This window comes from Paenibacillus sp. USDA918EY, assembly GCF_009870825.1.
GTDB classification, from domain to species: domain Bacteria; phylum Bacillota; class Bacilli; order Paenibacillales; family Paenibacillaceae; genus Paenibacillus_AQ; species Paenibacillus_AQ albilobatus.
Map to the genome: position 1 here is coordinate 135982 of NZ_WTWY01000006.1, position 26962 is coordinate 162943.

Below are 26962 nucleotides of genomic sequence, written 5' to 3' on the forward strand. Positions count from 1 at the left end.
GCATTCCCTAACGATTTCTCTCAAAAAAGATTTTAATTATGAAATAAAAATTAAATTTTCAAACAAAAGCCCCGCCCTTTTGGGCGGGGTATCCTTCTATATCTATAGAATTATTGGGAACTTTATAGATGTAATAGCTATGATTCCATTTCTTTATCGTAATTATGATTTCCTGATTGTCTCTTTCAAAAAAGTATCCTGCACCATCCTGTTTAGAGAATTTCCAACCTCTATTTTCTAGCCGCTCTTGCAAAAGCTTAACAGGATCGTTGACTCGTGTAAGGTATTGTCCATTTCCATTCTCATCATTTTGAGCAAATATTACGCTCTGATTCGTTGTATGCAGCCTATACATATACTTTAAATTGCCATATCCGATGTTATTGATATACAAGACGCCTAAAATAATAAGCACTAAGATAATGGGAATTGTAATTTTCCAAGACTTTCTCATAACATTCACCGCCATACTCCTGTGTTTCGTCCATTGTACTATATTTTGAATTATATCCCTAAAAGTCCTTTTTCCTCGTCGTTTCGTTTTTCTCTATGGAAAGGGATGCGGAACGTCTTCACTAGATAGCCCTCCTTAACTATTTTGGGTTCAATTTATATAACCAATGTAACTCCCATTCCCTAACGCTTTAAAAGTGAATTTTCCAAATACAAAAAAACGGGAAGCCCCGACTCCAGTTGCAATATGTAAAGCTGTTCCTATGTGGAGCAGCTTCTTTGCCGCACTTGCAGAATAATCGCGGTCAATAAAAAGAGAGCCGGTGAAACGATAAACCATTTCGCATACCCGTTTCCTGCAAAAAAGACGTACAAGCCCGGAAGAGAGCATATAAAAGCAGTATACCAAAGCGCTCGGCCCCGAAGAGCTCCAACAATAGCAAGCAATACTGGAACGATCATCAAAAATAGAACAAACCCGACGGCGTTTCCATCCTGATCATTTAGCTCAACCGATTTAAACAACAAGGACGCGTATAATATCAAATGGATAATGGCTGCGAGCAGCAATCCAAAGCAATAGCCTACCCTTTGTCTCAATTTCCTCCCCCTTTAAATACTCCAATAAGGAGCAAAGGCTCCGTATCCCAAAAGTAAAAAAACATGGCCTCTTCGGAATCATGCGAAGAGGCCCATTTTTTTCGGCGTTATTTTTACATTTTTTACATTGTCACCTTATCTTTTAATGGAATCGGACTACAACCCCCTTCAGGCTATTTGTTCCAGTCTTCAGAAGAGGTGTTTACTTTGTATATGACGGAGATATTGCTATCTTGATCTCCTGATATATTCAAACGCAACTCAACATCTAATCCATCATCTACTTTCCACGAGTCAAAGTACTCATCTGAAGATTTCTTCGGTAAATCTTCGTAACTTGGAATTTTTGAAATACTGTTCCACAATCCGGGATAAGTCGTTGGTTCACCAAAAGCCTTTTTCAAATTAGTATACAACTTTTTAGTAAGATCATATGCGTCTTTATTCTGATTCTTAAATCCCTTTACATACATAAAACCATACAATTTGTCATTATTTAAATCAAACATAAGTGTAAGGGTAAGTGGTTCACCATATAGACTATACTGCTTTTTGAAAGCATATATTCCAGCCTTTCCATTGAACTGTTCGATATCCTTTCCTTCCTCAAGCTTTAAGTTCTTAAATACGACGTCCTTTGTCTGCCCAATGTTATCTTTTAACTCGTTTATTTCCTTAGTATTTGCTTTATTTTGTGAGCTACACATGTCCGCCTTCAAAAGCCATGATTTAGCACCCGATCCTGACGGGAAACAAGTAACAGTAATCGATACAAAATATAAGGACAATAAAGGAAAGATGTTAAATGTTAAAAAAGTTGAAAGCATAGATGGATATGTTTCCGACGCTGATCTCTCCAAAAAAGGAGGAAAATATATTGTAAAAGAGCTAATGACTTATAAAGATTACTTTGATAAATATGAAGATGGCGGATACAATCATACAATCGATCCCAATCGCATGGTATGGGTTCTAATATCCAAATTTGATAAAACACATTATGTAGATGGGTCGCCAGTTGAAAAAGCTATCGTTACTTCTTTATACGACGGTGAAACTGGAGAAATGCCCGAAATGGGCGTAACTTCAGAAGAGCCAAACGGTATGGCACAATTTCTTAAAGATAAGAAAAAGGAATAGCAGCATTAGCTGGCAACCGAGGTGCTAAACGGCACCCTCGTTTTACTTTTAAAAAGCGTCCCTACAGCCCAATATACGGAGCCGGATCGACACGCCGCCCATTTACGAAAATTTCAAAGTGCAAATGCAAGCCTGTACTTTTGCCTGTAGAGCCGCATACGCCGACAACATCCCCGGCCTGCACGACGTCCCCGACTTGAACCGTTGTTTGCGACAAGTGAGCGTACGTCGTCTTAAATCCGCCGCCATGATCGATCCAAACGAATATCCCATACCCGCTTTTCGGGTTTCGTTCGTCCTGCCATCCGGCATACACAACCTTACCGGCTTTGGAGGCTGGAATGCGCTGTCCCGCCTGGCAAGCAAAATCGATGCCTTCGTGAGATGCGCCGGGCTTGCCGGTAACCGGATCGATCCGGATGCCGAAAGGAGAGGTAACGACGCCCGGAACAGGCCGCGCAAAGCCGCTTTCGGACGGTTCAATGACTTCAATCGGAATAAACCCTTCCGTGACATAAAGTCTCGCATACATCATCACTTCTGCGACATAGTTTTGATCGTGGTTGTATGCAAAAATCGCACGTTCCAGGTTGCCGGTCGTCGCGCCGTTTTTGGCCAACAGGAAAAAGGGTCCGCCTAAGGAGCGAGTATCCAGATTTGCGAGCGTCCCCATTCCAGTAACAAATAACGGCTAAAAGCAGTGGTCGTATGGTGCGTCGCGGTTTCCGAAAAATAACGATTCGATAAACAGTGCACCAACGATAATACCAAATCATTCCGGACACGGCTTGTCCAGCGCCGCATCAGGGCTTCGCAAGCCCCGCGTCAACATAAATCCGCACCTTGTGGCAACTTTTCAATAAATATTTCCGTTTATATAGATAATCTTATTTGTAGGAGATGGTGGATATGAAACATTTTCAGTCTTTGTTTGGTATTGGAATCATATTAATGCTTTCTATTATGCTAATATCCTGTGGGAAATTATCAACAAATACATCAAAGACTCCAAATCATTCAAAAATTGAGCATTTTCAAATTAATAGCGAAGATATTTCAAGCGTGACCATTTACACGGGTCCAGTAAAACATAAGGTTTCTGGAGTAATAAAGACAGCTGCAGATATAAAATTATTGACTGATATTTTGAACAGTGCAACCTCCCCCATTGGGGATGCAACAGCTGATTTCTACCGCATGGTAAAGATCAACAAGAAGGACGAATCAGTGATTTCCCTTGAATTCGGTGGGGGAGGTAAATTTTTCAAACAGCTTGACTCCGGTATCTTTTTTAAACTTGACCCGGAAGATAAATATAGAGAGTTAAATAAACTTATAGATCGGGTAGAGAAAGAATATACGAAATAGAATTTCTTAAAGCTTTAGTTGTTTGGATCGACTACCTTCGTCGTATCGCTGGTATAAAGGGAAACAGCGCCAGCGGCCGTTAATGCCGGGCTTATTTTGGTAACGTATCCCCATGTTCCCTCTGGTGATCCCGAGGTATTCCTGCCAGAGACGATTCCAACTAATTGGGTCGTTGTATAAGCGTTAAAGACAGTCCCCCCACTATCTCCTCCCAAAATGAATCCGCCGCCGTCTTTGTATACTCTAATCATATTGGACAGTGTGATAGATCCATACGATACAGAGGCATTTGTATCATTTACAGTTCCGCAAGTCACGTTTGATGTAACGCCAGATTTACAAATCAACTCGCCTGTTAGTGCAGTAGAGGTGGTAGTATATTTTTTATCATATTCTGCGTTGGAAACATTATTATAATAATATTTATTGCCAATTTTTTTATTAGTGTTGGTTAATAAAACCAAACCAACATCGGTTCCGCCATCTGCATATGCCGAGAAATGCTGAGTCCCGATATTTGTCCCGCCTTGACTTACTGTGCTCCCCGTACTTGTAATACAATGTCCTGCTGTTATAAGAAATTCCCTTGTGTCTTTCGTAGCGGTGGAGTTTGAACTGCACGTTCCGCCGGTGGATATTTGTATTCCTCCCCCCATTTCTGTGAAAGCATCAGTTCTTGCTTTTGCAGGTTCATTAATGCCCCCTGCTTGAATTTCTATCAACCCATTATATTCCGGGAATAATGAAGAAAAGTCAGAAACCTTTGCTCCGGCTTGCTCCGTCGAAAGGATAACCTTTTGATCCTTAACACTAGAACTGATTACCACATTGTCTCTGGAAAGGCTTGGGGAACCCCTTCTCAACTTTTGAAGTATATCTTCCTGGATATTGATAAGCTCCTTCTTTGAATGCTTCACTTTGAACCGTCGTCTGCGACAGGTGAGCGTACGTCGTCTTAAATCGCTTCTATATAAAAATGCTGTTATCTATTTTTTGGAGCTATTCGTCAGATAGTGTAGGTTGCAAACGTTATATAAGTATACACCAAGAACGGAAAATGATGAGAAGCTAGAAAGGGAGTGAAAATAAAGAGAAGGGAGGTACAGAAGGGGTCATATCTAAATTCTCTGCAATAATGTCAATCTCGGAGGTGTTATGGATGTTTTCCTTTGTAAAAAGAAAGCGATCGACACTAGGACTTATACTGTTATGTTCCTCGTTATTGATCGGAAGTTATTCCTTCGCCGCGGCTGAATTTGCTCAATCAGGGCCGCTGTCCGTGGATGCAAGTGCTACCGCCTGGGTCTCTGCATTTGCATCGTTTCCTAAAGCAATAGGGGCGGGGGCTGGCGAACTTACCCGCGTCCCTTCATCTTCCCCAGGATAAACCATAGCTTTCGCACGAGCAGTTTAGCGTAATCTTCCAGTTTTTGTTCGGATGTTTTCAGATTCATCCCTCTTTCATAATGATCATGTTATTGAAAAAAACGGATATGCTTGATTTGTGTCATGATCCTGTCGTATTTCTTTCGCAGGCTTCCGCGCTGATCAGGCACCAACTGAATGTTGACAGCCTTGGCAATGGTTTCCGCCACTTCGGATATCGTCATGTCGTCCGTATGCAGCTGCCGTTCGAATGCGGGAAGAGACAGCCCTGCGATACAACGGTCAATTTGCTGCGCAGCCCAAGATCGTTCATTTTCGCCCCGGCTTCGCAATCTCTTCAGCAGCGTCTCCTTGGCGGCGCAAAGCGCAAAATGATGAACGACGACCCCATCCCGCCTCAATCTGCCGACAATGTCGTCGAAATACGCCGGGTTGACGATCGTCATCGGAATGATCAGCGTTCCGTCATATTCTTCGTAAATGTACTTAATCACGCTGTAATTCGTTTCGCGCCATGCCTTGTGATCCTGAAAGTCGCTTTTGGCCATGGATACTGGAACGTTTTTGCGTATAAAATAACCCGCGTTCTCCGGATCATAAATGTATGAATTCGGAATCCTCCGGTGCAGCTCATGCGACGTTTGTGTTTTCCCCGCGCCGAATGCGCCGTTTACCCAAATGATCAAACTTGTTCACCTCACTAAAAACCGGGCTGCCATCAAGATTTTAAAAACCCTGATTTCCCGGCTTTATTCTAAATATAACTTCAACGATTCCCCTTCGATCACGATGGCGGTCAGCCCCTGCTCCGTTCTCGTTTCATGCCATTCTCCCGCTTCCCAAAAAGCGGCGCTGCCGGCTTGAATGGGCAGTTCCTCGTTTTCTTTTCCCTTGACGAAACCTTCTCCCCCCACAACCAAAAATAGCTGCGGCACCGTCGCCTGGTGGTAACCCACAACGCCGTTGGGTCCAAGATGCATGCATCCCGTCTGCAATTCGCCCGAACTGCTTAAAATGCGGGTCATGGCGAGATTCTGGCTGCCAAAGGCTTCAATGATTCTACCCTTTTCGCTGCCGAAGTCAACGATTTTCAATGTCTTCCTCTCCCTTTGCTCCGCCAAATGAATATGCTGTACGCTCCACGTCCGCCACCATGGTGATCGACGTATCCACGGCGTCAACGTCTGTAAAACCGAAACGCCGATAAAGCTTGACCGCCGCCTCGTTGTTGGGATCAACGCTGAGCGATACCCGGGAAATCCCTTGCTTCCGGAGTTCATCGAATAAGGCCTTCATGAGCGCCGTCCCGATGCCCTTCCCCCGATAAGATTGCGAAATCGCCATGCCGAGCTCCGGCACGTCCGGACCGATGTAACCATATCCCCGGTTGCTTTCGTCAAATAAACGCGCGGTGATCGTACCGATCGGCTGTCCGTCATCCGTGACGGCAATCCATCCGATGTCGCCCGGACGACCCCAATGCTCCGCGTATTTGGCGATCGCCGGGTCCTGCAGAATCTCCCTGCCAAAAGGTTTTCCGCCTTCCGGCACATACAGCGATTCATACAGCATGTCCCACAGAAACGGGATGTCCTGATCCGAAATCGGCCTGATGGCATAATTCAGCGTTTGTCCTTCTTGCCGGACGGCTCCTCCCAGCAGCTCCTTCCGCATGATCCTCACGTTTTCCTTATGGCACTCCATCGTCGTTTCGGATAAAAATCCATGCTCAAGCTTAAGCTGTCCCAGCGCTTCCTCGTCGCCGTCAAAAACCGCCTCCTTCAGCCGCATCAAATGATCCAGCGCGACGTGGACCCGCCGGTCCATCTCGGCGCGATCATCGGCATAACGGCCATGGCCGGGAATGAGCAGGCGAACCGGATGATCCCGCAAAATTCGCTTGGCTTTATTGATCGTCTCCTCGTACGCCTTCGCGCTGTGATAAATGAAAGGAAGCTCGAAATCGGACAAATAATCGCCGGCGATCATGACCCCCTCCGCGTCGATCACGGCGAACAAGCCGTCTTCCGTATGGCCCGGAGCCAGGTAAAAGGTCAGCGCCGTCGAACCGATCGTCACCTGCTGACCGTCTTCGCCGATGACGATGTCGAGTTCCGGAAAAGCGACCGGATCATCGCGGGTCACGTAATACGTGGCATCAAAATCCCGGATCAGCTCCAGCTTCCGCTCTTTGTCCGGGTGATGCGCAAGCCCGGCGCTCCCGATGGTTTTTGCCCCCGGGAAAGCCTTGTATCCGATAATATGGTCGTAGTCCCCATGGGTGAACAACAAATAACAGGGCTTGTCTCCTTGAACCGCGGCCACATGCTCCTTGATCTCCCGAATCTCGCCGGGAAGCCAGTTCGGGTCCACCACGAGAACGAAATCGTCCAGATGAACGACGGTGGATGTCGTCTGGAACAACGCGCTTTGAAATATCGTGATCCTGCCGTTCGAATATTGAATCATGCGGGCACCGTCCTCTTTTCGCTTTAAAGCTTTTTGATCAAATATAAAATCAGATCGTCATCGACCATGACGCTTTCGCCCGGCTTCACTTTTTCGTTTCGATAGGTCAGGCCCTGCCCGTTCAGCACGTATCCGCGTGTCGTATACATTCTTTGGGCGTTTCCATAGTCCTCGTACATGCCGACGCCAAGGCCGATATGGGAATATTGCTCTGCGGCGATGCGCTCGAACTCGTCAAACATTCGGCTGGCGATGCCCTTGCGACGGAATTCCGGAAATACGTTCAGGTCGTTGATTTCGGGAATGCCGCGTTCTTGAAAATACGGATACTTCGATTGGCGGAGCAGATGGCAGCAGCCTGCGAGCTCCTCCCCGCAAAAAGCCATCAGGGTCATTCGCGTTCCTTCCCGGTTTTCCCGCAAGCACCTGTCATAATAGTCCCCCGGCTTATACCACCCAAAATGACGGGAAAACGCCTCGTCCAGCATCCCGGCCTCCGCCGGCTCGGACAATCTTTTTAATGTAATGATGTCAGTCATTTTCGATCACCTCATATTGGCCTTAAGCATGACGATTCCTGCAGCTTCTTATTTTTCTAAAATAACGAGCGAATACGCTCCGGCTGACTCGCCCGTGCCCATCGGTTTTTGGCTATGCACCTTCCAGCCTTCGGACAGCAGCTGGTTCAGCTCGTCAAGGTTATTCCGTTTTTCCGTCCAAAAGTAGACAATAAATGCTTTTTGCATGCCGCTTCACTCCTTCGCCATCATTTATATGCTGTAAGCCACCGCCTTAATCACTTCCATATGCCGACAAAAATCCCTTTAAAATTGCATCATGAAAGATATCGTCCGAAGGAATCGGGGATCGGTCAATCTCTTTCGAGCGCCCGCCATGCTAAAAAGGCCGAAGGCCGCGCACCAAACGATGCCGCAAGCCTTCAGCCTTTTTAACATGATGATATGGATAAAATGACAGCGGGTCTCAAAACATGAATTACTTCAGTCCGCGAAACATCGCGTCAAGCAATTGGTGCGTGTCGTCGCAGCTGTATTCCCAGAACATGATGCCTGCAAGGCCGTTGTCTTTGACGTAACCGCATTTATGCCCGATCGATTCCTCGTCGTCGTAGGAAATGAGGCTGGAACCGTTGAACAGGTACGGCGCGCACGCTTCCTCGTCCCAATGGCGGGTGTAGCCGTTTTTGTTGATATACTCCCTGGAAAGCGTTGCGAAATCCGGCCCGTACCCGCCGGTCGTCCCGGCCATTTGATGCAGCCCGTTGTTGCGGTCCGGCACTTGGTGCCAGACGCGGGAATAAAATGCCGCCCCGATGACGATTTTCTCCTTCGGCACGCCCGCGCGCATAAACAGCTTGACGGAGGCGTCCGTGCTGATCCGGAACAAGTCGCCCGTCGGCGTGTACAGGTTCGTGTGGTGACCGGTCAGCACCTGGAATCCGCCGCGCATGTCATAGGTCATCAGCTGGACGAAATCGAGATATTTCTGCACTTCGTCCATCTCGGTGCCGTCCACGTAATATTGGTCCGCGCCCGCCGCGATGGTCAGCAGGTAATGGCGTCCGTCTTCCGCGCCCTTGCGGTCCAACGCCTCGCGGATCGTTTTGAGCAGCAGCGTGAAATTCGTTTTGTCGTCCGGGCTGGACGCGATTTCGGCTTCGCCGTAGCAAGGATATTCCCAATCCAGGTCGATCCCGTCAAACGGATATTCCGTAACGGCCTGCACCGCGGATTCGGCCATGCTTTGCCTGCCGGCTTCGGTCGAAGCCGCTTCGGAGAATCCTCCGGCGCTCCAGCCGCCGACGGACAACACGATGTTCAAATGCGGATGCTCGTCTTTCATTTTCCGCAGGACGGCCGTATTTTTCAGATGAGCCGTCGAAATCCGGTCGTTTACGACATGGCCGAAAGCCACGTTGAGGTGGGTCAATTTCATGAGGTCTTCCCGCGTCATGTCAGGAAGCTTGGCGTCGACGGCATAACCCGCGACGATATATTTTTTTTCGGTCATTTGATTTCACTCCGATTCGTAGTTTACTGCCATACGCCGGTCAACACCTGCAGCGCTTCCTTGCCGGTGCCGATTTTATAACCTGAAGCCGTATAGCGAATTTGATCCTGGGCGTCCAGCACGAACAGATGCGGGTAGCCTGCATCCCTAGCCGGGGACTGGGCGATGAAATCCGGCAGCGCCGCATAGGAAGAATCCCGCACGAATACGGTGCCGGACGGCAGATTCGGATAAGCGGACGGATCAAAGGAAGCGGTCCACTCGGCGTCGCCGATGATGAGCACGATCGGTGCGACGAGCTTCGCATACGCTTCGGCCAATTCGCCGATTTCGCGGAACAAATGCTTCGTCGGCTCCCGCTCCGGCTCGATCCAGGCGACGATGGCGCCGGATGCGCCGATCAGCTCGCCAAACGTTGCGCGGGTTCCGTCCAGCTTCGCGAACGCGCTGGTGCGGTCGATCTTCCCGAGCACCGGGATGTCATGCTTCGCTTGGCGGTACGTCAGGACGACGTCCGTTTGTTCGCCGGCTTCGACCTTGAAATAGGTGAAGCGCGCCTGAACCGTTCCATCCTTCAAACGCACGCCCGACGTCAAACGGTAAGAGCCCGGCTCTACTTCAAACGGCTCGCCGTACACGTCTTTTTTGCCGTAAGGGTAAACAAGCGTCTTATAAACGCCGTTCTCCAGGCGGGCGAACGTGAAGTTCTCGTAATACGAGGCTTCCGCCGTTTCCGGCGCTGCCTCCGGATCACGCAGCAGTCGCAGCGAGCCCCACGCCTTCGCCTCCGCTTTTTCTTGGGAAGTACGCGAGGCAAACGGCGCGTCTTTCCAGCCTCCGTCCCCCATATACTGCGGCTTTTGCTCGCTCGGATGCAATCGGGCCGGAATGCCGAGGCTGCGGCAAACGGCGACAAACAGAATGCCCAGCGATATTTCGTCCCCGTGCATGAGTTTGTAAGTACCTACCGGGTTGCCTTTGCCCTTCAGATTTTGAAGGTCCTCCCATAATCCGTAACCGTTCTCCAGCTTGCGAACCAGCACGGAAGGATCGGCTTTGATCGCGGCTTCATCCGCGGCAAACGCTTCTTGGAAAAAGCGCTTGTACGGCACGATCATTTCTTGCAGCACGCGCGGACAAAGCACATGCGAAACGAATGTCTCTTCGTCAAGCTCCCCGCGCCGCCCCAATGCGCCGATGAGATGATCATCGAGCGCCGGACGGAACGTATCCACCAGATCCTTTTCGTTCAGGCTTTCCAGCAGGCGCAGCGGCCACTCGCCGTATTCGCCCGAGCGCTCGCGGAGGAAAGCTGCGATTTCGCGGTCGTTCCCGCGCGCCTTGCGCAGCACGTCCCATACCCGCTCCGCCGGAAGTCCGAATTCCCCGGCCAACGCCGCCGCATCCGCTTCGGTCAGGAAGGTCGCTTCGTAACCGGTCCGGATTTTCGTTCCTTCTTCCAGTCGGCGGTTGTGCCTTTGGTTTTTTTCTTCGGACAAAGCTTCCGCTTCGTCCCCTTCCCGCTCAGGCGGCGGAACCATGTCCAGATCTTGCGTTCCGGAAGGCTGCTCTGTCTGATCCAAAACAAGTTCAATCCGGTCGCTTTCGGCCACCGTGATTTTTTGCTCGCCCCAAACGCCGTCATGTACCGCACGGATCAACAAGTCGCCGTAGCCGGTCTTGAACGAGGCTTCTCCAAGTTCATTCGCAGGAATCGTAGCGATCGGATAAAACTCGGCCATATTGTACAGCTCGAAATGTACCTGCGCCCCGCTCACCGGACTTCCTTGCCGATCCTTGACGGCAACCGTCATCGTCCGCGTCGGCGCATAGTTTTCCAGCAGGTTGATTTCCGTAAACCATTCGTCGGCGAGCGTAATGTCTTCAGGCCCCGGATAATCCGCATAGATCCGCGTGTTGATCAGCATCGCGCGACGGGCAGGAGGACTGAACCAACCCTGATTGAGCCGGGCTTCCGGCTCGCAAGCGCCGAAGTAATACCATTTTCCGTCGGCCCACGCTTCGACCCAGGCATGGTTGTCGTCGCAATGCGCCCAGCGGGGCGTGTATACCTGCCGGGCCGGAATGCCGATGCTGCGCAGCGCGGCGACGGCCAGCGTCGACTCCTCGCCGCAGCGGCCGCGGGCATTGCGGATCATCGTCAGCGGCGAAATCGTTCGCAGGTCGCTGCCGATGTAGGTGGCTTTTTCATGGCACCAGTAGTTCGTTTCCAGGATGGCGTCCGCCATCGACAAGGATTTCGTGCGTTCCGCCAAAGCTTCGTGCAGGATGCCGCGGGAATCCTCTATGTTTTCGGTATTGACCCGGTATGGAAGCACGAAATGCAGAAACAGGTGATCCGGCACGCGTTCGCCCCAAGGCATGGCCTTTCGGATCTCGAGCGTCCGGCGGACATGGCTCAAAAACAACGCCCCGTCGTAATCGGCCATGTCGTTCACCGGCATATAAGCGTACAAATATTTCAGCGCCCAAGTCTCCTCTTCCGTCAGTTGTTCCTGAAAAATGCCGAACAGCTCTTGTTCCCTTGCCTGCGCCATCCGGCGTTTCTCGCGAAACTTGCGCTCAATCAGATCTATCGCCGTTTGATTCAATGAAAAAGCAGCGGTCTGCATCGTCATTTCCGTTCCTCCTTCCACAGCTTTCCGTCCTGGCGAATGCAAAGCAATGCGGTTCCGTCCGCCGAAGGGGCCGACATCTGGAACAGGCTCCGCGTCGTTTCGACGGCCGGCTCGATGCTCCAAGCATCGCTGCCTTTCAGCGGCCCGATATCCTTGGCGAATTCCCCGTGAGCTTCGAAATAATTGCGCTGGCGATAATACAGCTTGCGCAGCTCCCACTTGATGCGTTCGTCCTGCGGCAGCTCGAATGCATCCGGGCTGTCTGCGTCCCCAAACACGACATAACCCCACAACTCCGGATAATGCATGTTGATGATGCCCATCGGCGACCATACCCAGTTGTCTTCCGGATAAGGCTTGCCGGTCTCGGGGTTGATCACTTTTTCATATTTTCCGTCCCGAACCTCGGCCTGCCACTCGACGCGGGAGAAATTGACGCGCCAAAATTCGCCTTTGATCGGCGCACGGCCTGCGGGCGCGCATTCTTTCAGGATGTTCCACGGGATCGCCACCTCGACGCTCCATTTCCGGTTGTCCGCTTCGGGATTGTTCAGTTCCCCGTCGATATGCACGGCCGTTTTCAACCCGCGGATGTCCCAGCCGTTCACCGGAGGTCCGCCGTCGCGGTAAGGCTGCACGAGCATCAGGTCCCACACCGTGTTGAGTGCGTTGATCTCGAACTCGTAATACTGATGCGTATCCCCGTCCGGATCGATGAAAATTTCAAAGTCGTTGTCATAAAAGATGACCGACTCCCGTTCCGTGAGCGTCGCCCAAATCTGATTTTCGATCAGCTCCGCCCCGAAATACATATATTCGTCGTCCCAGAGCATTTTGACCCGGGTCTGCTTCGCCGGCTTCGGACGCAGGTCGCCTTCGATATCGACGAAGTCTTCCGTCCAGGCCGCGTTCCCCCAAAACGGCTTGTCCAGTTTCCCGTCCAGCTCGAGCGGCCCCGCCGCCCGCCGGCAAATGTAATGCTTCGGAGCATATTCGATCTTTGGTTCAGGCACTCCGCTTAAATTCATGTCGCTATACCTCCGGACAGTTATGGTTTGGTGTTGATCTTAACCTCATGCGGCCGATAGACGGAAATGATCCGTCCTTCGGCGTCCGCCGCGAACAGGACCGATCTTTCCTGCTCCAGCTCAAATGCGTAAGTCGCGCCGGTGTCTTTGTCTGCCACTTCCACGCTCGTGTCCAAGGCGTACTCCGACACGAAGACGTACAAACTTCCGTCTTTGAATGTCAGCTTGCGGCCGTAGATGCCGGGTACGTCGCCCCGCGTCCATTCGAATCCGCTGCCGCAGCCCGCTTCGGCAATGGCGTACCGGTACAGCTCCGCCATCGAATCCGTTCTGTCGTTCAATTCGATCGGCAGCGGGCACCAGATCAGGCGTCCGTTTCCTAGCGGGATATTCCGTACCGCATCGCCTCCCGTGCTTCCGGGGGCGGCTTCAAGGGGACCTCCGCTCCGGGTTTCCTTGCTCACCTCGGCGATCCGGCGTTTGCCGTAAGAGACCGGAATCTCTTTTCCGTCAACACAGAGCATCTCTTCGCGGCGAACGTTGCGAAGCTGCGCTTCCCCGAGCAGGTCGGCCAGCCGATCCGTTTTCCGCCAGTAAGCATCGATGCTGATCGGTCCCGTTACCAATAGGGTTGCTCCCGTCCGCTTCACGATGCCGAGCAGCCGCTCCCAAGCCGAACCGTCGATATTATGGGCGCTCGGCAGCAGGATCAGCTTCGCCGGGTCGTTTTCCAGCGGCCGCAAATCATATTCCGATACGCCGCGGAAAGGGATGTTCAGCTGATAGGACAACACGCGCGTCAGGCGCGTCGTTGCTTCGTACGCCAGCTTCCGGTTGGAAAAATCGTTCGAGTACGGGAAAATGACGGCGACTTCCTCAAGCTCGCGTCCCTCGAACAGATCGCGGATTTCGCCCATAAACTTGCCGAACGCGTACGAAACATCCGTTTCGGGTTTTTCGGTGCCGTCCGCCCGGAGCGCGCCGATATGCGATTCGTTCGCATTATCCATGTAAAAGTTCGTGTTCCAAATCCAGTGGATCGCGCCGGCTCCTCCGGTCGCGAAGGCGTAGGCGTATTTACGCTCAAGGATGCTGCGCAGCTCTTCCTCGCTTCGTTTGGCTCGTCCCTCCGGCGTTTCGACGTACATGATGCCCGTTTCCTGAATGACGTTCGGCTTGTCCGCCGTTTTCGCGAAAACGCCGTCCCAGACCAAGTCGTCGTTGAGCCACCACGAATGGACCGTCGTATAGTCTACCGCCTCTTGGTAGAAAAACGGCGAAGGACGCTGCGCGCCTAACGCTTCATCCTGTCCGACCGTTACAAGCTGATTCGGGTTCAGTTCCTTGATCTCGGCATAAAGCTGTTTGGCCCAGCGATTGTGCATGTCCATGGAGAACAGGCAGTAATCGAGCCAACGCGTGCCTTTTTTCTCCAGGATCATGTCCTGCACGTCGAAGTTGATTTCCTGCGGCCCCGGAATCGCCGCCGCCGCAAAGCTCGGCAGCTGCTCCGGCGTCATGTTCCAGCGCTCCTGCAGAAGCTCGATCCGTCCGTGGCGTTCCTTCAGCCAGGCCGAGAAGGCCTCCCGCTCGAACCGGTCGCCGCAGGATCTCGGTCCCGACGCGAAAATCCGTTTCGGATCAAACATCGAAGGTTCGTTGATCAAATCCCAATCGACGTTGCTCGTTGCCCGGTGACGGTGCACGATGGAACGGATGAACCGCTTCTGCGCCTCCACGCTTTGCGGGTCGAGATAAGGATTGACGCCCTCCCATGTTTCCGGCGTAAAGGAGAAGAAGGTGAACGTCACCTGCAAATCATGTTTTTTGGCGGTAAGGATAAAGGCGTCGATCGCGCGAAGCACCTCTTCGGACGCATGCCCGTCCACCTGCATCACATTGCGGTAGGCGGTCCAAAGCCCCGTCCGGATCCAGTTGATCCCCGCCTTCGCCATCTGCGACATATCGCGGTCCCAGACGTCCGGGTTCGGCAGAAACAGAAACTTGCGGGCCACGTCGGACGCCATATACGTCATGCCGACGATCGGCAGCGGACGGCCGTCCTTCACGAAATAGTCCCTGCCGCAGGTTACCGGGCTTCCTTTTGCAAGCAGCTCCGCATCGTTCCCCCAGAAGCCGTGACGGAGCACGCGTGTCTCCCCGTCTTCGGAGGACGCCCGGCATACGACGCGGTAAAGCCCGCTTTGGATGTCCAGCGGCACGGGAATGCGGACGAAATCAAGCGATTTCGTCACCTCGGCGGCAAACCGCTGCGCCCAATACTGGTCGCCTTCGTCCTGCTCCACGGTGATCTCAAACGTCCAGCGTTTGTTTGAAGCCTCCGCATCGTCCCGCTTCGCGATCCGCTGCATCTGCAGCATCAGCACGGCATGCTCTCCCGGCTCGTAGGACGCATAGTTGGTTGTGATGGAAAGCTCCGTTACCGGATCCGCGCAGAAGTTGCTCCATTCCGCTAACGCATCGACGCCGCCTTGTTCCCAGAACGCCTTCGATAACGGCAGATTGACGAACAGCCATCTGGAACCCTCAAAGTCGCCGCGCGAATTCTCCCACAACACGACAGGGGCGGCAACCTCCCGCCCTTCATTGCTGATGCCTTTCAGAAGCGGGTATACCTGCGTGTTCATCGTCCCTGCCGAGCCCATTTCATGCGGAAAATCGCAGTTGCGGGTCGTATGCGGCACCAGATTCCACGTATCCCGGATCTCAAAAAGCGCCTCGCGGCCAGCCAGGAGGGGAATCCGATCCGAAGCGGCGAGAGACTTGACGGGACCGGCGTTTACGCGCAGCGTCTCGTGAATGAACAGCTCGCGGTGGTAAGCGGTTTGCTCCGCTTCGGGCGTCCAGCCGCCCTCCTCGGGGCGAACCGGGATTTTGAACGGCGCGCCGCCGATGCTAATAAGCCCTCCGCCGCGCCGCAGAAAGGCGTGAATTTCCGGCCATGCCGTTTTCGGAAAATAAGGCGCATGCAAATTAACGAAGCAGCCGCCCCGGATGGAGCCAAGAGCGAAAGCCAGGTCAGCCGCGGCGACGACCGTACCGAGCTGCCGCAATGCTTCGACGGCCGAATCGTCAAGCCCGGGACTTCCCGGAAATGCCGCATCGTAAAAGATGATGACGTTCCGGCTCATAGAATCCCTTCTTTCATTGCTTGATACACGAGTTTGGAGAACAGGCTGTTCGACCATGCGAACCACTTTCTCGTGAAGTTGGCCGGATCGTCCGCATGGAAGCCCTCATGCATAAAGCCCGTATCCGCATCGGTCGCCTCCAGCATATCGATCATCGCCAGCTTTTCTTCTTTTGTCGTGGCCGTCATGCCCTGCATCGAAAGGGCCATATGCCATACGAATCCGTCCGGCGTGTGCGGGCTGCCGATACCCTTAGCCGCTTTGCCTTCAAAATAGAACGGGTTGGCCTTCGACAGCGCAAAACGTCTCGTGTTTTGGTACACCGGATCATCGGCGGGCACATACCCGAGATACGGAATGGAAAGGAGTCCCGGCGTGCCCGCGTCGTCCATCAGGCAGTAGTTGCCGTATCCGTCCGTTTCGTACGCATAAATCGGCCCGAATTCCGGATGGCGGTAAATGCCGTACAATTGAATGCCGTGATCGATGTCCTGTTCGAGCTTCTTCAGCTCCTTCAGGAAATCGGTATCGCGGAACACCCACTCCGCAAATTCCTGCATCTGGCGCAGGGCGACGACGGCAAACATGTTGCCCGGAATGTTGTAATGGAAATCGCAGGCGTCATCGCTGGAACGAAAGCCGGACCAAACCATCCCCGTATAGTTGACCGGCATGCCCAAACCGTCATTGGCAAGCGTATCCTGGCGAATGCCGTTGTCTCTCATGAAGCGGTACGGGGAAAGCTCGAAATGCCGCTGCTCGGTCTTGAACAAGTCATAGATGAGGCGCATCGCCGATTTGAAGCCGGCATCGAAAATATCGGTAAGGCCGGTTTCTTTCCAATAGGCATAGGCAAGGCGCATCGAGAAGCATAGCGAATCGATCTCGAACTTGCGCTCCCACACCCAAGCGGACATGTCGGTCTGATCCGCTTTATTCCAATGCCAATCATTGGCCGACTCATTAAACGCGTTCGCATAAGGATCGATCTGGATGTACCGGATGTGGCGCTTGATCAAGCCGGACAGGATGCGCTGCAGATCCTCGTCGTCTTTCGCCAACGGCACGTAATGCATGACCTGTTCGACCGAGTCGCGCAGCCACATCGCGGGAATGTCGCCGGTAATGACGAAGGTCGTGCCGTCGTCCATCAGCTTGGTCGTCGTCTCCAGCGTGTTCGGGAAGCAGTTTTTGAATAGTTTCAGCAGCTTCGGACGGTGCGCCAGCTTCTCCTCCGCTTCCTTCAGTACGTCTTGTACGGCCTTGGGAAGCTCAAAGCTGGTCATTTGGATTTTCGGTAATCTGAATTGCTCCATCGGAATCTCCTTTGCAACGTATGATTTTGCCTGATAAAGATGGGGGCGGCTCCCGGTGTGCAACATCCCCTTTCCGATTGCCGCCTCCTCATCCTTAGTTATGCGTTACGACCGCTCCGGAGCCGCCGTACATCTCCACTTCTTCGTCGAATTCCAGTTTCAGCACGGTCACGTGCTCATGCGTATCTTCCGCCGTCAAAGGAATCCAGGTCGTGCCCGGAATGTTGAACCAAGGAACGCCCCCGTGAATTTCGTGGGTAAGCTCTTTCCCCGAGTGCAGCACGGTGATCTTCTTGATCGGGTTGCACAATCCCTTCAGGCAGATGTTTTCCTTCGGATCGTCATAAACGAACAGGTACAGCGTCTTTTTGTCTTTGGACAACGTGCTGCCTCCAAGGTAATAACGCGTCATGATGCCTTCCTGCGTTCCGTATACCGCCTCGGCATGCGTATGGATCCAGTCGCCCAGGCCAAGCAGGATCTCTTCCTGGCGTTCGTCGATCGTTCCGTCCTCGCGCGGTCCGATGTCCAGCAACATGTTGCCGCCCATCGAGATGCAGTCGCAGAACATGCGGATGATCTGATTCAGCGACTTATAATGGTTGTCCGTCGGCACGTACCCCCACGAGGAGTTGATCGTCGTACAGAACTCCCACGGTCCTTCCGGTCTCGTGATCGGCAAGCCTTGCTCCGGCGTTTTATAATCTCCATGTCCTTGAAGCCTCGAGTTGATGATCAGATCCGGGTTGAAGGACTTCAGGTAATGCTTGAACTCCGGCAAATTCCACTGCTCGGCGCTCCGTTCCCAGTCACCGTCGAACCACAGCAGGTCGACTTTGCCGTAATTCGTCAAGACTTCTTTCAGCTGGTCGTTGTTGAATTGCAAAAACTTCTGCCATTTTTCCTCGTCCTGCACGCCGTTCAGCGGGCTCGAAAACCGGTTGACCGTGCTCAAATCCTCCGGCACTTTGCCGCCTTCGTACACGCTTGGATAATCCGGATGCGACCAGTCGATGAGCGAGTAATACATGCCCAGGCGAATCCCCCGCTTCGTGATCGCTTCGGCGTATTCCTTGATGATGTCACGCTTTGCGGGAGTTTTTTTCATGACGCTCAGATCGCTGTATTGCGTGTCGAACAACGCTACGCCGTCATGGTGTTTCGTCGTCAGCACCGCGTATTTGGCGCCGGATTTTTCGATCAGGTCGGCCCATTTGTCCGCGTCGAATTTCGAAGCGGTGAAGCCGTCCAGCTGCTTCATGTATTGCTCGTAAGACATTCTGCCGTTATAAAAGGACCAGGATTCGGCCACGCCGTCCACCGCATAAATCCCGTAATGAATAAAAATGCCCAGCTTCGCGTCTTCAAACCATTGTTGCATATATGTTCAGCACCTTTCGGATCAAAAATGGTCGGCTCAATTCATGTTGAGTCCGATACATCATGCGAATATGTCAGCCTTGCGATAGGATTGCGTTATTGAATCCGGAACGCATGCGCGATCGGCGCTTTGGCCTCGCGCTCTTTCTCCGGGAGACGCACGGCGATGCCGTTTTCCGTCTTGCGGTACTCGAGCCCTTCCGGCCCGCCGATCAGGTCGATCCGGCCGAACTCCTTCTGCAGCGGCAGATGGATTTCTTCCGGAACGGTTTCGTTCTCATCCTTGTACAGGTAGAAGGCATAGATTTTGCCGTCTTTTTGCGTAAACTGCACGTTGCCCACCGAATACGGCTCGCAAACTCTCGTTCCGTAGATGCCTTCGCCATGAACCTTCAGCCAGGCTCCCATGCCCTGAATCCGGGAAATCGCCGTTCTGGAGATTCTTCCGTCCGGCTGCGGTCCGACGTTGAGCGCCAGGTTGCCGCCTTTGGCCACGATTTCGACGAGAAGATGGATCAGCTGGCGAACCGATTTGTAATTATCCTCGTATCGGAACGAGAACGCCGATCCCATCGTGATGCAGCTTTCCCACGGCACGTGAAGCGCGCGCTCAGGCAGCGTTTGCTCCGGCGTAATCAGGTTTTCGTAAGGTCCGCCGACCGTGCGGTCCGCCGACAGAAGCCATGGCTGAATTTTGCGCGCTTTCTCCACCACTTCGCCGAGGCGGATGTTCTGATCGCGGTAGTCGTTAACCCAGCCGGCGTCCAGCCACAACACGTCGATCCGGCCGTAGTTCGTCATCAGCTCCATAATCTGTTCATGGGTGAACTGAACGAATTGCTCCCACAGCCAAGGGTATTCCTTCGGATCATAGGTCGGTCCGCGGGACGTCGTCGTTCCCGGCCGCATGCCCGGCGCCCAATAATACGGCGAATGCCAATCGGCTTTGGAGAAATAGGCGGAAATGCCGAGGCCTCTCGCCCGGAACGCGTTAAACAGCTGCTTCGTAATATCGGCGTATTTATGCGTATGGAAGGGACAATCCGGCCCCGTAATACGATAATCGGTGGTATGGGTATCCCACATGCAAAATCCGTCATGGTGCTTGGTCGTAAAGTTCAAATATTTGAAGCCGTTGTCCGCCGCAAGGTCCGCCCAGAGATCCGGCTGGAAACGCAGCGGGTTAAAGGTTTTGTTGAGATCGACATATTGCCGCTTCAGTTCTTCGGCATCGATATCCCAGTCGATTTCGTTCCGGGACCATTCCTCGTCCACGTCGCTGAGCGCCCAGGATTCGACCAGGCCCAGCTGGGAATACGGCCCCCAGTGCATCATCAGCCCGAGCTTTTGGTCCTTGAACCATTCGAGCCTCTCCAGAAGCAGCGGATCCTCGGGTTTGACCCAGTTCTCCTCGCTGCTGTAATTGTGGACCCCTTGCACGACAACGGATTCTTCCTCTTCGATCAGACGTTCCTTTTCACTCATGCTAACCCTCCATGTCACGATTGTGGTTTGATTTCGTTGCAAAAACGGATTTAAACGCGGTTTCCAGCCTTTCACCAGAATTATGAAAACGCTGTCTTTGAGAGATACTTCTTCGAAAGGATGCCGAATCCTCTATTCAAACGAAGGTAAATCTCTTTGTTGCCCCGCTTTTTCCAAATGGCCGATTTCGAAACTTTCCGCCCTTCTATGTCCAAACCGCCGATTTGTTGGTATCATTATGAGGTACCTAAAGATCATCAGCTCGCACGGGAGGCAGAATTGTTGAAACGAAACTACTTTAAATCCAAGCTGTTTTTGAAATATATCTGGTCCTATTTGTTCATCCTGCTGATTCCTCTGATTTGCATGACCATTTTCATTTATGAAAACGCAGTCACGAATCTTCGTTCCGAAATCGAGCAATCCCGTCTTGCCCAATTGACGCAGGCGAAAGTCATCATCGACGGACGGATGAAGGAGCTCAGCGAAATCGCAACCCGTATCTCCTACGACAAACGTCTGGCGAGTTACCAGGTTCATGACCCGGTCTCCAGTTGGGAGTCGATTCAGGCGCTGGACCAATACAAGGCCACCAGCTCGATCATCGGTGAAATGTACCTGTATTTTCATCGGGACGATAAAATCTACTCCAGCAAAGGCTTGAACAATTTCGACGTGTTCGCAAAAAACATCAGCTTTAAAAACTGGAGCAAAGACACGCTTTACCGGGATTTGAACGAGGCGACGTACCCGATCATGCGCCCGGCCGACATCGTAACGAGCTCTTCCGGAATTCAGGAAACGATGCTCGCTTACCTGATTCCGATTACGCCCGGAAGCTCCACCCCTCACGGAACGGTCATGTATTTGATCAAGGAGTCCGCGCTCAGCAGCCTGATCGATTCGATTCTCGGAAGCTACCAAGGCCAAACGTATATCCTCGATAACGAAGGACATATCATGGTCGACAACCGTCAAGGGGAATCCTTGAACGAAAAAGACGCAAAGACGCTGTTCGAAAATTTGTCGCCCGGCATCCAGGACCGGAACATCAACGGACAGGCGCATTCGATCGTTTCCGTCAAATCGGAAAACAACGGCTGGAGTTACGTGACGATCATGCCTAGCGCCCAGTTTTTCAGCAGCGTGCTGCATGTGCGAAGCTTTATCATCATGCTGTTTATCATCGTCGTGCTGGTCGGGGCCGCCATTGCCGTCGTGCTGGCCCGCATGCAGTACCAACCGATTTCGATGCTCGTCGAGTTTGCGGCCTCCAAATCGGGGGGCAAACGCCCCGAAGGATCTCCCGCCTCGGGCAACGAGCTGGACCGGATCCGGACGGCCTTGCAGGAATACAGCTCGCGCGTCGACCTGCAGGAGCCTTTTGCCCGGAACCATTTTCTGTCCATGCTGCTGAAGTACGGCAGCGCCCAAAGTTTGACGCCCGAGCTGCAGGAGGCGTTTGATCTCCGGTTCGACAAGTCCCATCATTTCGTGATGGTGATCGGCTGGGACAAAGACCAGATGACGGAAAACGAAAAACAAGAACGCCAGGATATGATCGAACTGCTTTCCCAAATTGAAATTCCGGAGCTGAGCGCCCATGGATACGGCGTCGAGCTGTCCCAACTGAACCAGCTGGGCCTGATCATCAGCTTCAACCTTGACGGCAAGGACGAATTCTCCCGTCTCCGGCAGATCGTTGAAGCGGTGCGCTTCAACATCCTCGAATCGTTCGAAGCGATTCCGATGATCGGCGTCGGCACCTGTTATTCGAGCCCGGATCAGTTGAACCAATCGTTTATTGAGGCATGCTCGGCGTTTGAGCTTCGCGTTTCCAACGATTACGGCTCCGTCACTTATTTCGAAAAGCTGTCCAAAACGCAGGACCAGGAATTCTGGATCCCGAACAACACGCTGCTCAAGCTTTCGCAAAGCTTGAAGCAGGGAAGTTACGACGTCGCGGCCCAAATCGTCCATTCGGCGATGCAAAGCCTGCATACGTCCGAGCATTCCGCGCTGCTGATCCGCTGCGTTTGCTTCGATCTGCTGAACAGCATTTTGAAAACCGCTTCCGAGCTCGGCAACAACGGCATGCTGCAGGAAATCGCCCCGAATATGGTCTACGGCAATTCCTTGGACGAACTGGAACGCAGCCTTTTGAAGCTGTGTTCGCAGATCTGTGCGCAAGTCGAGCAGGATACGCGCAAGGAAGAGCAATCGATCATCGATCAGATCGTCGCTTATATCGACGAGCATTACGCGGATAATACGCTCAGCCTGGAAACCGTCGCTTTCGAGTTCAGCATCTCCCCGTCCCATGTCAGCCGCTCCTTTAAGGATAAAATGGGACTGAACTTCATCCAGTACATCTGGCAAAAAAGGATGGAAGAAGTGATGCACCAGCTCAAGACGACGGACGATCCGTTAAAGGACATCATCCTTCGGGTCGGTTACCTGGACACGCCCAACTTTATCCGGAAATTCAAGAAGGAAACCGGTTATACGCCGGGCCAATACCGCAAATTGTTTTCGCCGGACGGCCAAGCCGGATCCGATTTGGACGGCGAATAATGATGAAAGCCAACATCCGGTCTTTACGACCGGGACATGTTGGCTTCATTTTGTTCTGCTAATAAATTACTTCTTGGAGTTCCAGCGGTCGTATGCCCCTTGGTAAAGCTCTACGATACGGTCTGCGCCCATCTTTTTCAGCTGAGCGACGTATTTGTCCCAATTGGAAAGCGGCTCTTGTCCGGTAACGAACTTCGCTTCCATCTGCTGAACGTACGTATTGAGATCGGACAGCAGCGCCGTTGCTTCGCTTTGCTCTTCATTCGTCAAGTACACGTTAGGGAACGGCGTTTTGCCGATCGGTACAAGCTTCTCTGCATTTTCCTTGTCGATCCACTTGTCGAAATCGCTCTTCAGACCGTTGGTCAGCTCGGCGGAGTTCATGCCCGGCGTCAGAATGCCGTAGTTCGGCGTCATTGTGCCGCGGTATTCCTCGCGGTCTTTTCCTCCCGGAACCGGAAGCCATTCTTTTTCATGCGTTTCTTTGTTTTTGTATTTCCACAGCAGGTTTTCTGGACCTTGGGCAAACAGCGTCGCGCCGTCATATCCGTATTGGTAGTCGATCCAGCGCATGGTCGCTTCCGGAGCAGGGTTTTTGCTCGTAATCGCAAACGTGCCGTTGGCCGAAATGCCCGGATGCTTGCCGTATACCGGAGAACCTGGAATTTCGCTCTTCACCGGCGTCATGAGCGGGTTATCGCCGCTTGGTTCGCCGCCGAGCGTAAAGTATGGATAATAGTCGTTAAATACGCCGATCTGGTTGTTTTGGCCCTTCGCTTTTTTCTGTTCAGGCGTTTGCGAGAACGTCTCGTGGTCCAGAAGATCTTCCTTCCACAAGCGGTTCATGAACGTCAGGTAACCTTTGTAGCCTTCCTCTTGCGGCGTGTAATGCACTTTGCCGTCTTTATCCGCATAAATCACTTCGTCATAGATGCCCCAGAAGCCGAGGAAATACATGCGCAGATCATCCAGCTTCACGGAAGTCAGCGGAATTTCGTCCTTTTTGCCGTTGCCGTTCGGGTCTTCGTTTTTCACGCGTTTGAGGTACGTGTACAGCTCTTCCGTCGTTTTTGGCAGCTCGGTAACGTTTAGCGCTTTCAAGAACTTGCCGTTATACCACATCGGGCTGCGGTACCAGACGGCGGAAAGGTCGACGTTCGGAAGCGCATAGATATGACCGTCCGGCGTCGTAAACGATTTGCGGATGTCCGGATGCTCGTCGAAGATTTTTTTGATGTTTGGCGCGTAACCTCCGTCGATGTATTTTTCCAAAGGAATCAGGACGCCCTGCGTTCCGTAGGTCACCTGTTCAGCAGGCTTCAGATCCGCCCCGTAAAATACGTCCGGCAAGTCGCCGCTCGCGAACACCAGGTTTTTCTTCGTCGCAAAGCTGTCGATCGGCGAAAGCTGATAATTGAATTTGATGTTCGTCAGTTTTTCCATCTCTTTAAGCACTGGCATTTGGTTCCAGTCCGCCACGCCGGCGTCCTGCGACATCATGGTCAGCGTAAGCTGCTTGTCCACGATCGGAAAACCGTCTTTTTTCACGCCTTCAGCCTGTGTCTGCGCCGAAGAGGATGCGCCTTCGCTGCCTTTGGACGATCCGCATGCTGCAAGCAAGGAAGCGGAAAGGGTAAGGCAAAGTAAAATGGATGAAGCCTTGCGAATGTTTTTCATCTGTATAACTCCCCTTTTTAGTAGATCGGGATTTTGCAAAATCCCCATTTAGCAAGATCAGCCCTTTACGGAACCAATCATAACACCTTGAACGAAATAACGCTGCAAGAACGGGTAAATTACAATGACTGGAAGCGTTGCGACGATGATGACCGCGTATTTGACCAGCGCCGCGATTTCGGCTTTGCTGTTCATCGCAGCGGCTGTCGAAGCGTCGATCGCCCCTCCGCCCTGGGCCGCCATCTCCTGCAAAACGAGAATTTGGCGCAAGACGAGCTGCAGCGGATATTTGGCGGAATCATTCAAATAAATGAGCGCCGAGAAGTAGCTGTTCCAGTTGCCGACGCCGTAAAACAACGCCATAACCGCGATAATCGGCATCGACAGCGGCAGAATGATTTTGACGAACAGCCGCATGTTGGTACAACCGTCGATTTGGGCCGCTTCCTGCAGCTCCTTCGGAATCGAGCTTTGGAAAAACGTGCGGGAAACGATGATGTTCCAAATCGATGCGGCAGACGGAATCACGATCGCCCACATGGAGTTGATCATGCCGAGCTGCTTGACGAGCAGGTAGGTCGGCACCAGACCGCCGCCAAAGAACATGGTCACCATAAACATGCCCATAAAGAAGTTGCGTCCGACGAAGTCCTTGCGGCTCAGCGCATACGCTGCAGGCAGCGTTACGATCAGGTTGATCGCGGTACCCACGACCGTGTACAAAATCGTATTGCCGTAGCCGATCCAAATGCTTGAATTTTCGAACACGCGCTTATAGCCGTCAAAGGTGATGCCTTTCGGCCACAGCCACATTTCCCCGGAGCCTACGAACTTCGGATTGCTGATCGATGCGCTGATCATGTAGATGAGCGGATAAAATACGATCAGGAAAGCCAGAAGCACGTAAATGTAGTTGCAAATTACAAAGATCTTGTCGCGTTTGGTTTCTTTTACGCCTGTTAACATCCGTGCCCCTCCTTTTCTACCACAAACTATTCTCGCTCGTCCGGCGCACAATCTGGTTCACGACGATCAGCATCACGCAGTTGATCACGGAGTTAAACAAGCCGATCGCTGTCGAGAAACTGTACTGGGCATCCACGAGCCCGGAGCGGTACACGAACGTGGAAATGACGTCCGAAGATTCCATGTTCAGCGGGTTTTGCAGCAGGAGAATCTTTTCGAAGCCTACTCCCAGCAAGCTACCCATGTTCAAAATGAGCAGGATTGTCATCGTAGGGACCAGCGTCGGGATGTTAATGTGGCGAATGCGCTGGAACCGCGAGGCCCCGTCGATGATCGCCGCTTCGTGAAGTCCCGGATCCACCCCGGAAAGCGCCGCGAGGTAAATGATCGTTCCCCAGCCCGCGCTCTGCCACACGCCGGACAATACATACATCGTTTTAAACCATCTCGGATCCGTCAAGAAGTCCGGTGATTTAAAGCCAAGACCTTCAATGATGTGCGTCACGATCCCTGTCGATGGAGACAAGAAGGAAATAATCATCCCGGCCATGACCACGACGGAAATAAAATGCGGCGCATACGTTACCGTTTGAGCCAGTTTCTTGAAGAAACCGTTTCTCACTTCATTGAAAGCGAGCGCCAAAATAATCGGAATCGGAAATCCGATGGCGAGTTCGTACAGGCTGATGCTCAGTGTGTTCCATAACAAATCCCAAAAATAATAGGAATGGAAGAAGCGCTCGAAATGGTCGAAGCCGACCCACGGGCTTCCCGAAATCCCTTTTGTCGGAATGAAGTTTTTGAACGCGATCTGAATGCCGTACATCGGCCCGTAAGAGAAAATGAGAAAGTACAGAAACGCTGGCGCAATAAAGATGTACAATTCCCAGTTGGTTATGATTCTCTTCCAGACGCCCTTGCCGGTACCGACCTTTCCCGGTTTCAACATTGCATTGCCCGGAACAGCAGCTTTTGTATCCTGCATAGGATCACCCCTTTCATATGATTTCTTTCTGTTTGTTTTCTCTAGAAGTTATGCAGGGTTGCTAGCGCTTACATGCTTAACGATAGACAAATGTCCAAGCATCGTAAATATGTCATTTTAGAAGCGGCGCAAACCCGCGCCACATCAGGGTTTTGGCCGTGTGACAATCGGGGGTGACAGGCAGACAATATGTCGTTTTTGCTTGCGGGAAAAGGCTTTCAGAACGACATCAAATATGACCAATCGACACCTTATGACAGCCTTTTCATAATCCCCGGTCGGTTTTTCCGCAAAGCTTGCAGCCCCCATGATA

General features: G+C 52.2%; 22 protein-coding genes. 3 read left to right on the top strand and 19 right to left on the bottom strand.

The window, feature by feature from the left end; all coding sequences use genetic code 11:
• Nucleotides 1-58: 58 nt before the first annotated feature.
• Nucleotides 59-463: a hypothetical protein gene (locus tag GQY55_RS14510; RefSeq protein ID WP_160042579.1), complete on the bottom strand. Its 405-nt coding sequence runs from the start codon at nucleotides 461-463 to the stop codon at nucleotides 59-61.
• 763 nt (nucleotides 464-1226) lie between these two features.
• Nucleotides 1227-1760, bottom strand: a complete 534-nt coding sequence (locus GQY55_RS14515) for a hypothetical protein (RefSeq protein ID WP_160042581.1) — start codon at nucleotides 1758-1760, stop codon at nucleotides 1227-1229.
• On the opposite strand from GQY55_RS14515, the gene GQY55_RS14520 reads away from it, so the two are divergent.
• On the top strand, nucleotides 1759-2193 hold the full coding sequence (locus GQY55_RS14520) for a hypothetical protein (RefSeq protein WP_160042583.1): 435 nt from the start codon (nucleotides 1759-1761) through the stop codon (nucleotides 2191-2193). The genes GQY55_RS14515 and GQY55_RS14520 overlap by 2 nt on opposite strands.
• A 61-nt stretch (nucleotides 2194-2254) precedes the next feature.
• Here the strand turns inward: GQY55_RS14520 and GQY55_RS14525 are convergent, their stop codons facing one another.
• Nucleotides 2255-2866, bottom strand: coding sequence for a M23 family metallopeptidase (locus tag GQY55_RS14525; protein WP_160042585.1), 612 nt, complete (start codon nucleotides 2864-2866; stop codon nucleotides 2255-2257).
• Between the two features lie 236 nt (nucleotides 2867-3102).
• Here GQY55_RS14525 and GQY55_RS14530 point away from each other — a divergent pair, with 236 nt between their 5' ends.
• Entirely contained in the window at nucleotides 3103-3561 is a 459-nt protein-coding gene (locus GQY55_RS14530; protein ID WP_160042587.1) for a hypothetical protein, read from the top strand.
• 14 nt (nucleotides 3562-3575) lie between these two features.
• On the opposite strand, the gene GQY55_RS14535 is transcribed toward GQY55_RS14530, so the two are convergent.
• From GQY55_RS14535 to GQY55_RS14595, 13 genes are all read right to left on the bottom strand, one after another.
• Nucleotides 3576-4478 (bottom strand): S1 family peptidase, encoded by a 903-nt coding sequence (locus GQY55_RS14535; protein ID WP_160042589.1) that lies wholly within the window; start codon nucleotides 4476-4478, stop codon nucleotides 3576-3578.
• A gap of 558 nt (nucleotides 4479-5036) precedes the next feature.
• Nucleotides 5037-5633, bottom strand: coding sequence for an AAA family ATPase (locus tag GQY55_RS14540; protein WP_160042591.1), 597 nt, complete (start codon nucleotides 5631-5633; stop codon nucleotides 5037-5039).
• Between the two features lie 63 nt (nucleotides 5634-5696).
• Entirely contained in the window at nucleotides 5697-6041 is a 345-nt protein-coding gene (locus GQY55_RS14545) for a cupin domain-containing protein (RefSeq protein WP_160042593.1), read from the bottom strand.
• On the bottom strand, nucleotides 6028-7416 hold the full coding sequence (locus GQY55_RS31400) for a GNAT family N-acetyltransferase (RefSeq protein WP_236575616.1): 1389 nt from the start codon (nucleotides 7414-7416) through the stop codon (nucleotides 6028-6030). Before GQY55_RS31400 ends, GQY55_RS14545 begins: the two co-directional genes overlap by 14 nt.
• A gap of 23 nt (nucleotides 7417-7439) precedes the next feature.
• Nucleotides 7440-7955: a GNAT family N-acetyltransferase gene (locus GQY55_RS14555; protein WP_160042595.1), complete on the bottom strand. Its 516-nt coding sequence runs from the start codon at nucleotides 7953-7955 to the stop codon at nucleotides 7440-7442.
• Between the two features lie 48 nt (nucleotides 7956-8003).
• Nucleotides 8004-8162, bottom strand: a complete 159-nt coding sequence (locus tag GQY55_RS14560; protein ID WP_160042597.1) for a hypothetical protein — start codon at nucleotides 8160-8162, stop codon at nucleotides 8004-8006.
• A gap of 250 nt (nucleotides 8163-8412) precedes the next feature.
• Entirely contained in the window at nucleotides 8413-9447 is a 1035-nt protein-coding gene (locus tag GQY55_RS14565; RefSeq protein WP_160042599.1) for a glycoside hydrolase family 18 protein, read from the bottom strand.
• Between the two features lie 23 nt (nucleotides 9448-9470).
• The gene (locus GQY55_RS14570; protein WP_160042600.1) at nucleotides 9471-12086 is read right to left on the bottom strand and encodes a transglutaminase-like domain-containing protein; all 2616 of its coding nucleotides are present in this window, start codon (nucleotides 12084-12086) and stop codon (nucleotides 9471-9473) included.
• Complete coding sequence (locus GQY55_RS14575) at nucleotides 12083-13114, bottom strand: carbohydrate-binding family 9-like protein (protein WP_160042601.1); 1032 nt, start codon at nucleotides 13112-13114, stop codon at nucleotides 12083-12085. Before GQY55_RS14575 ends, GQY55_RS14570 begins: the two co-directional genes overlap by 4 nt.
• Nucleotides 13115-13134: 20 nt before the next feature.
• Nucleotides 13135-16266: a beta-galactosidase gene (locus tag GQY55_RS14580; RefSeq protein ID WP_160042602.1), complete on the bottom strand. Its 3132-nt coding sequence runs from the start codon at nucleotides 16264-16266 to the stop codon at nucleotides 13135-13137.
• A complete protein-coding gene (locus GQY55_RS14585; protein WP_160042603.1) occupies nucleotides 16263-17582 on the bottom strand; it encodes a glycoside hydrolase family 125 protein in 1320 nt (439 codons plus the stop codon). Before GQY55_RS14585 ends, GQY55_RS14580 begins: the two co-directional genes overlap by 4 nt.
• Before the next feature lie 94 nt (nucleotides 17583-17676).
• On the bottom strand, nucleotides 17677-18963 hold the full coding sequence (locus tag GQY55_RS14590; protein ID WP_160042604.1) for an alpha-L-fucosidase: 1287 nt from the start codon (nucleotides 18961-18963) through the stop codon (nucleotides 17677-17679).
• Between the two features lie 95 nt (nucleotides 18964-19058).
• Nucleotides 19059-20447 carry an alpha-L-fucosidase gene (locus GQY55_RS14595; protein ID WP_160042605.1) on the bottom strand — a complete coding sequence of 463 codons (1389 nt, stop codon included), beginning with the start codon at nucleotides 20445-20447 and terminating at the stop codon, nucleotides 19059-19061.
• 282 nt (nucleotides 20448-20729) lie between these two features.
• On the opposite strand from GQY55_RS14595, the gene GQY55_RS14600 reads away from it, so the two are divergent.
• On the top strand, nucleotides 20730-23021 hold the full coding sequence (locus tag GQY55_RS14600) for a helix-turn-helix domain-containing protein (RefSeq protein ID WP_160042606.1): 2292 nt from the start codon (nucleotides 20730-20732) through the stop codon (nucleotides 23019-23021).
• Nucleotides 23022-23087: 66 nt separating this feature from the next.
• On the opposite strand, the gene GQY55_RS14605 is transcribed toward GQY55_RS14600, so the two are convergent.
• Genes GQY55_RS14605 through GQY55_RS14615 form a run of 3 tightly spaced genes read right to left on the bottom strand, consistent with a single transcriptional unit; the run spans nucleotide 23088 to nucleotide 26613 of the window.
• Complete coding sequence (locus GQY55_RS14605) at nucleotides 23088-24698, bottom strand: ABC transporter substrate-binding protein (protein WP_160042607.1); 1611 nt, start codon at nucleotides 24696-24698, stop codon at nucleotides 23088-23090.
• A gap of 57 nt (nucleotides 24699-24755) precedes the next feature.
• Nucleotides 24756-25664, bottom strand: a complete 909-nt coding sequence (locus GQY55_RS14610) for a carbohydrate ABC transporter permease (RefSeq protein ID WP_036714159.1) — start codon at nucleotides 25662-25664, stop codon at nucleotides 24756-24758.
• Nucleotides 25665-25680: 16 nt separating this feature from the next.
• Entirely contained in the window at nucleotides 25681-26613 is a 933-nt protein-coding gene (locus GQY55_RS14615; RefSeq protein ID WP_236575642.1) for an ABC transporter permease, read from the bottom strand.
• Between the last annotated feature and the right edge of the window lie 349 nt (nucleotides 26614-26962).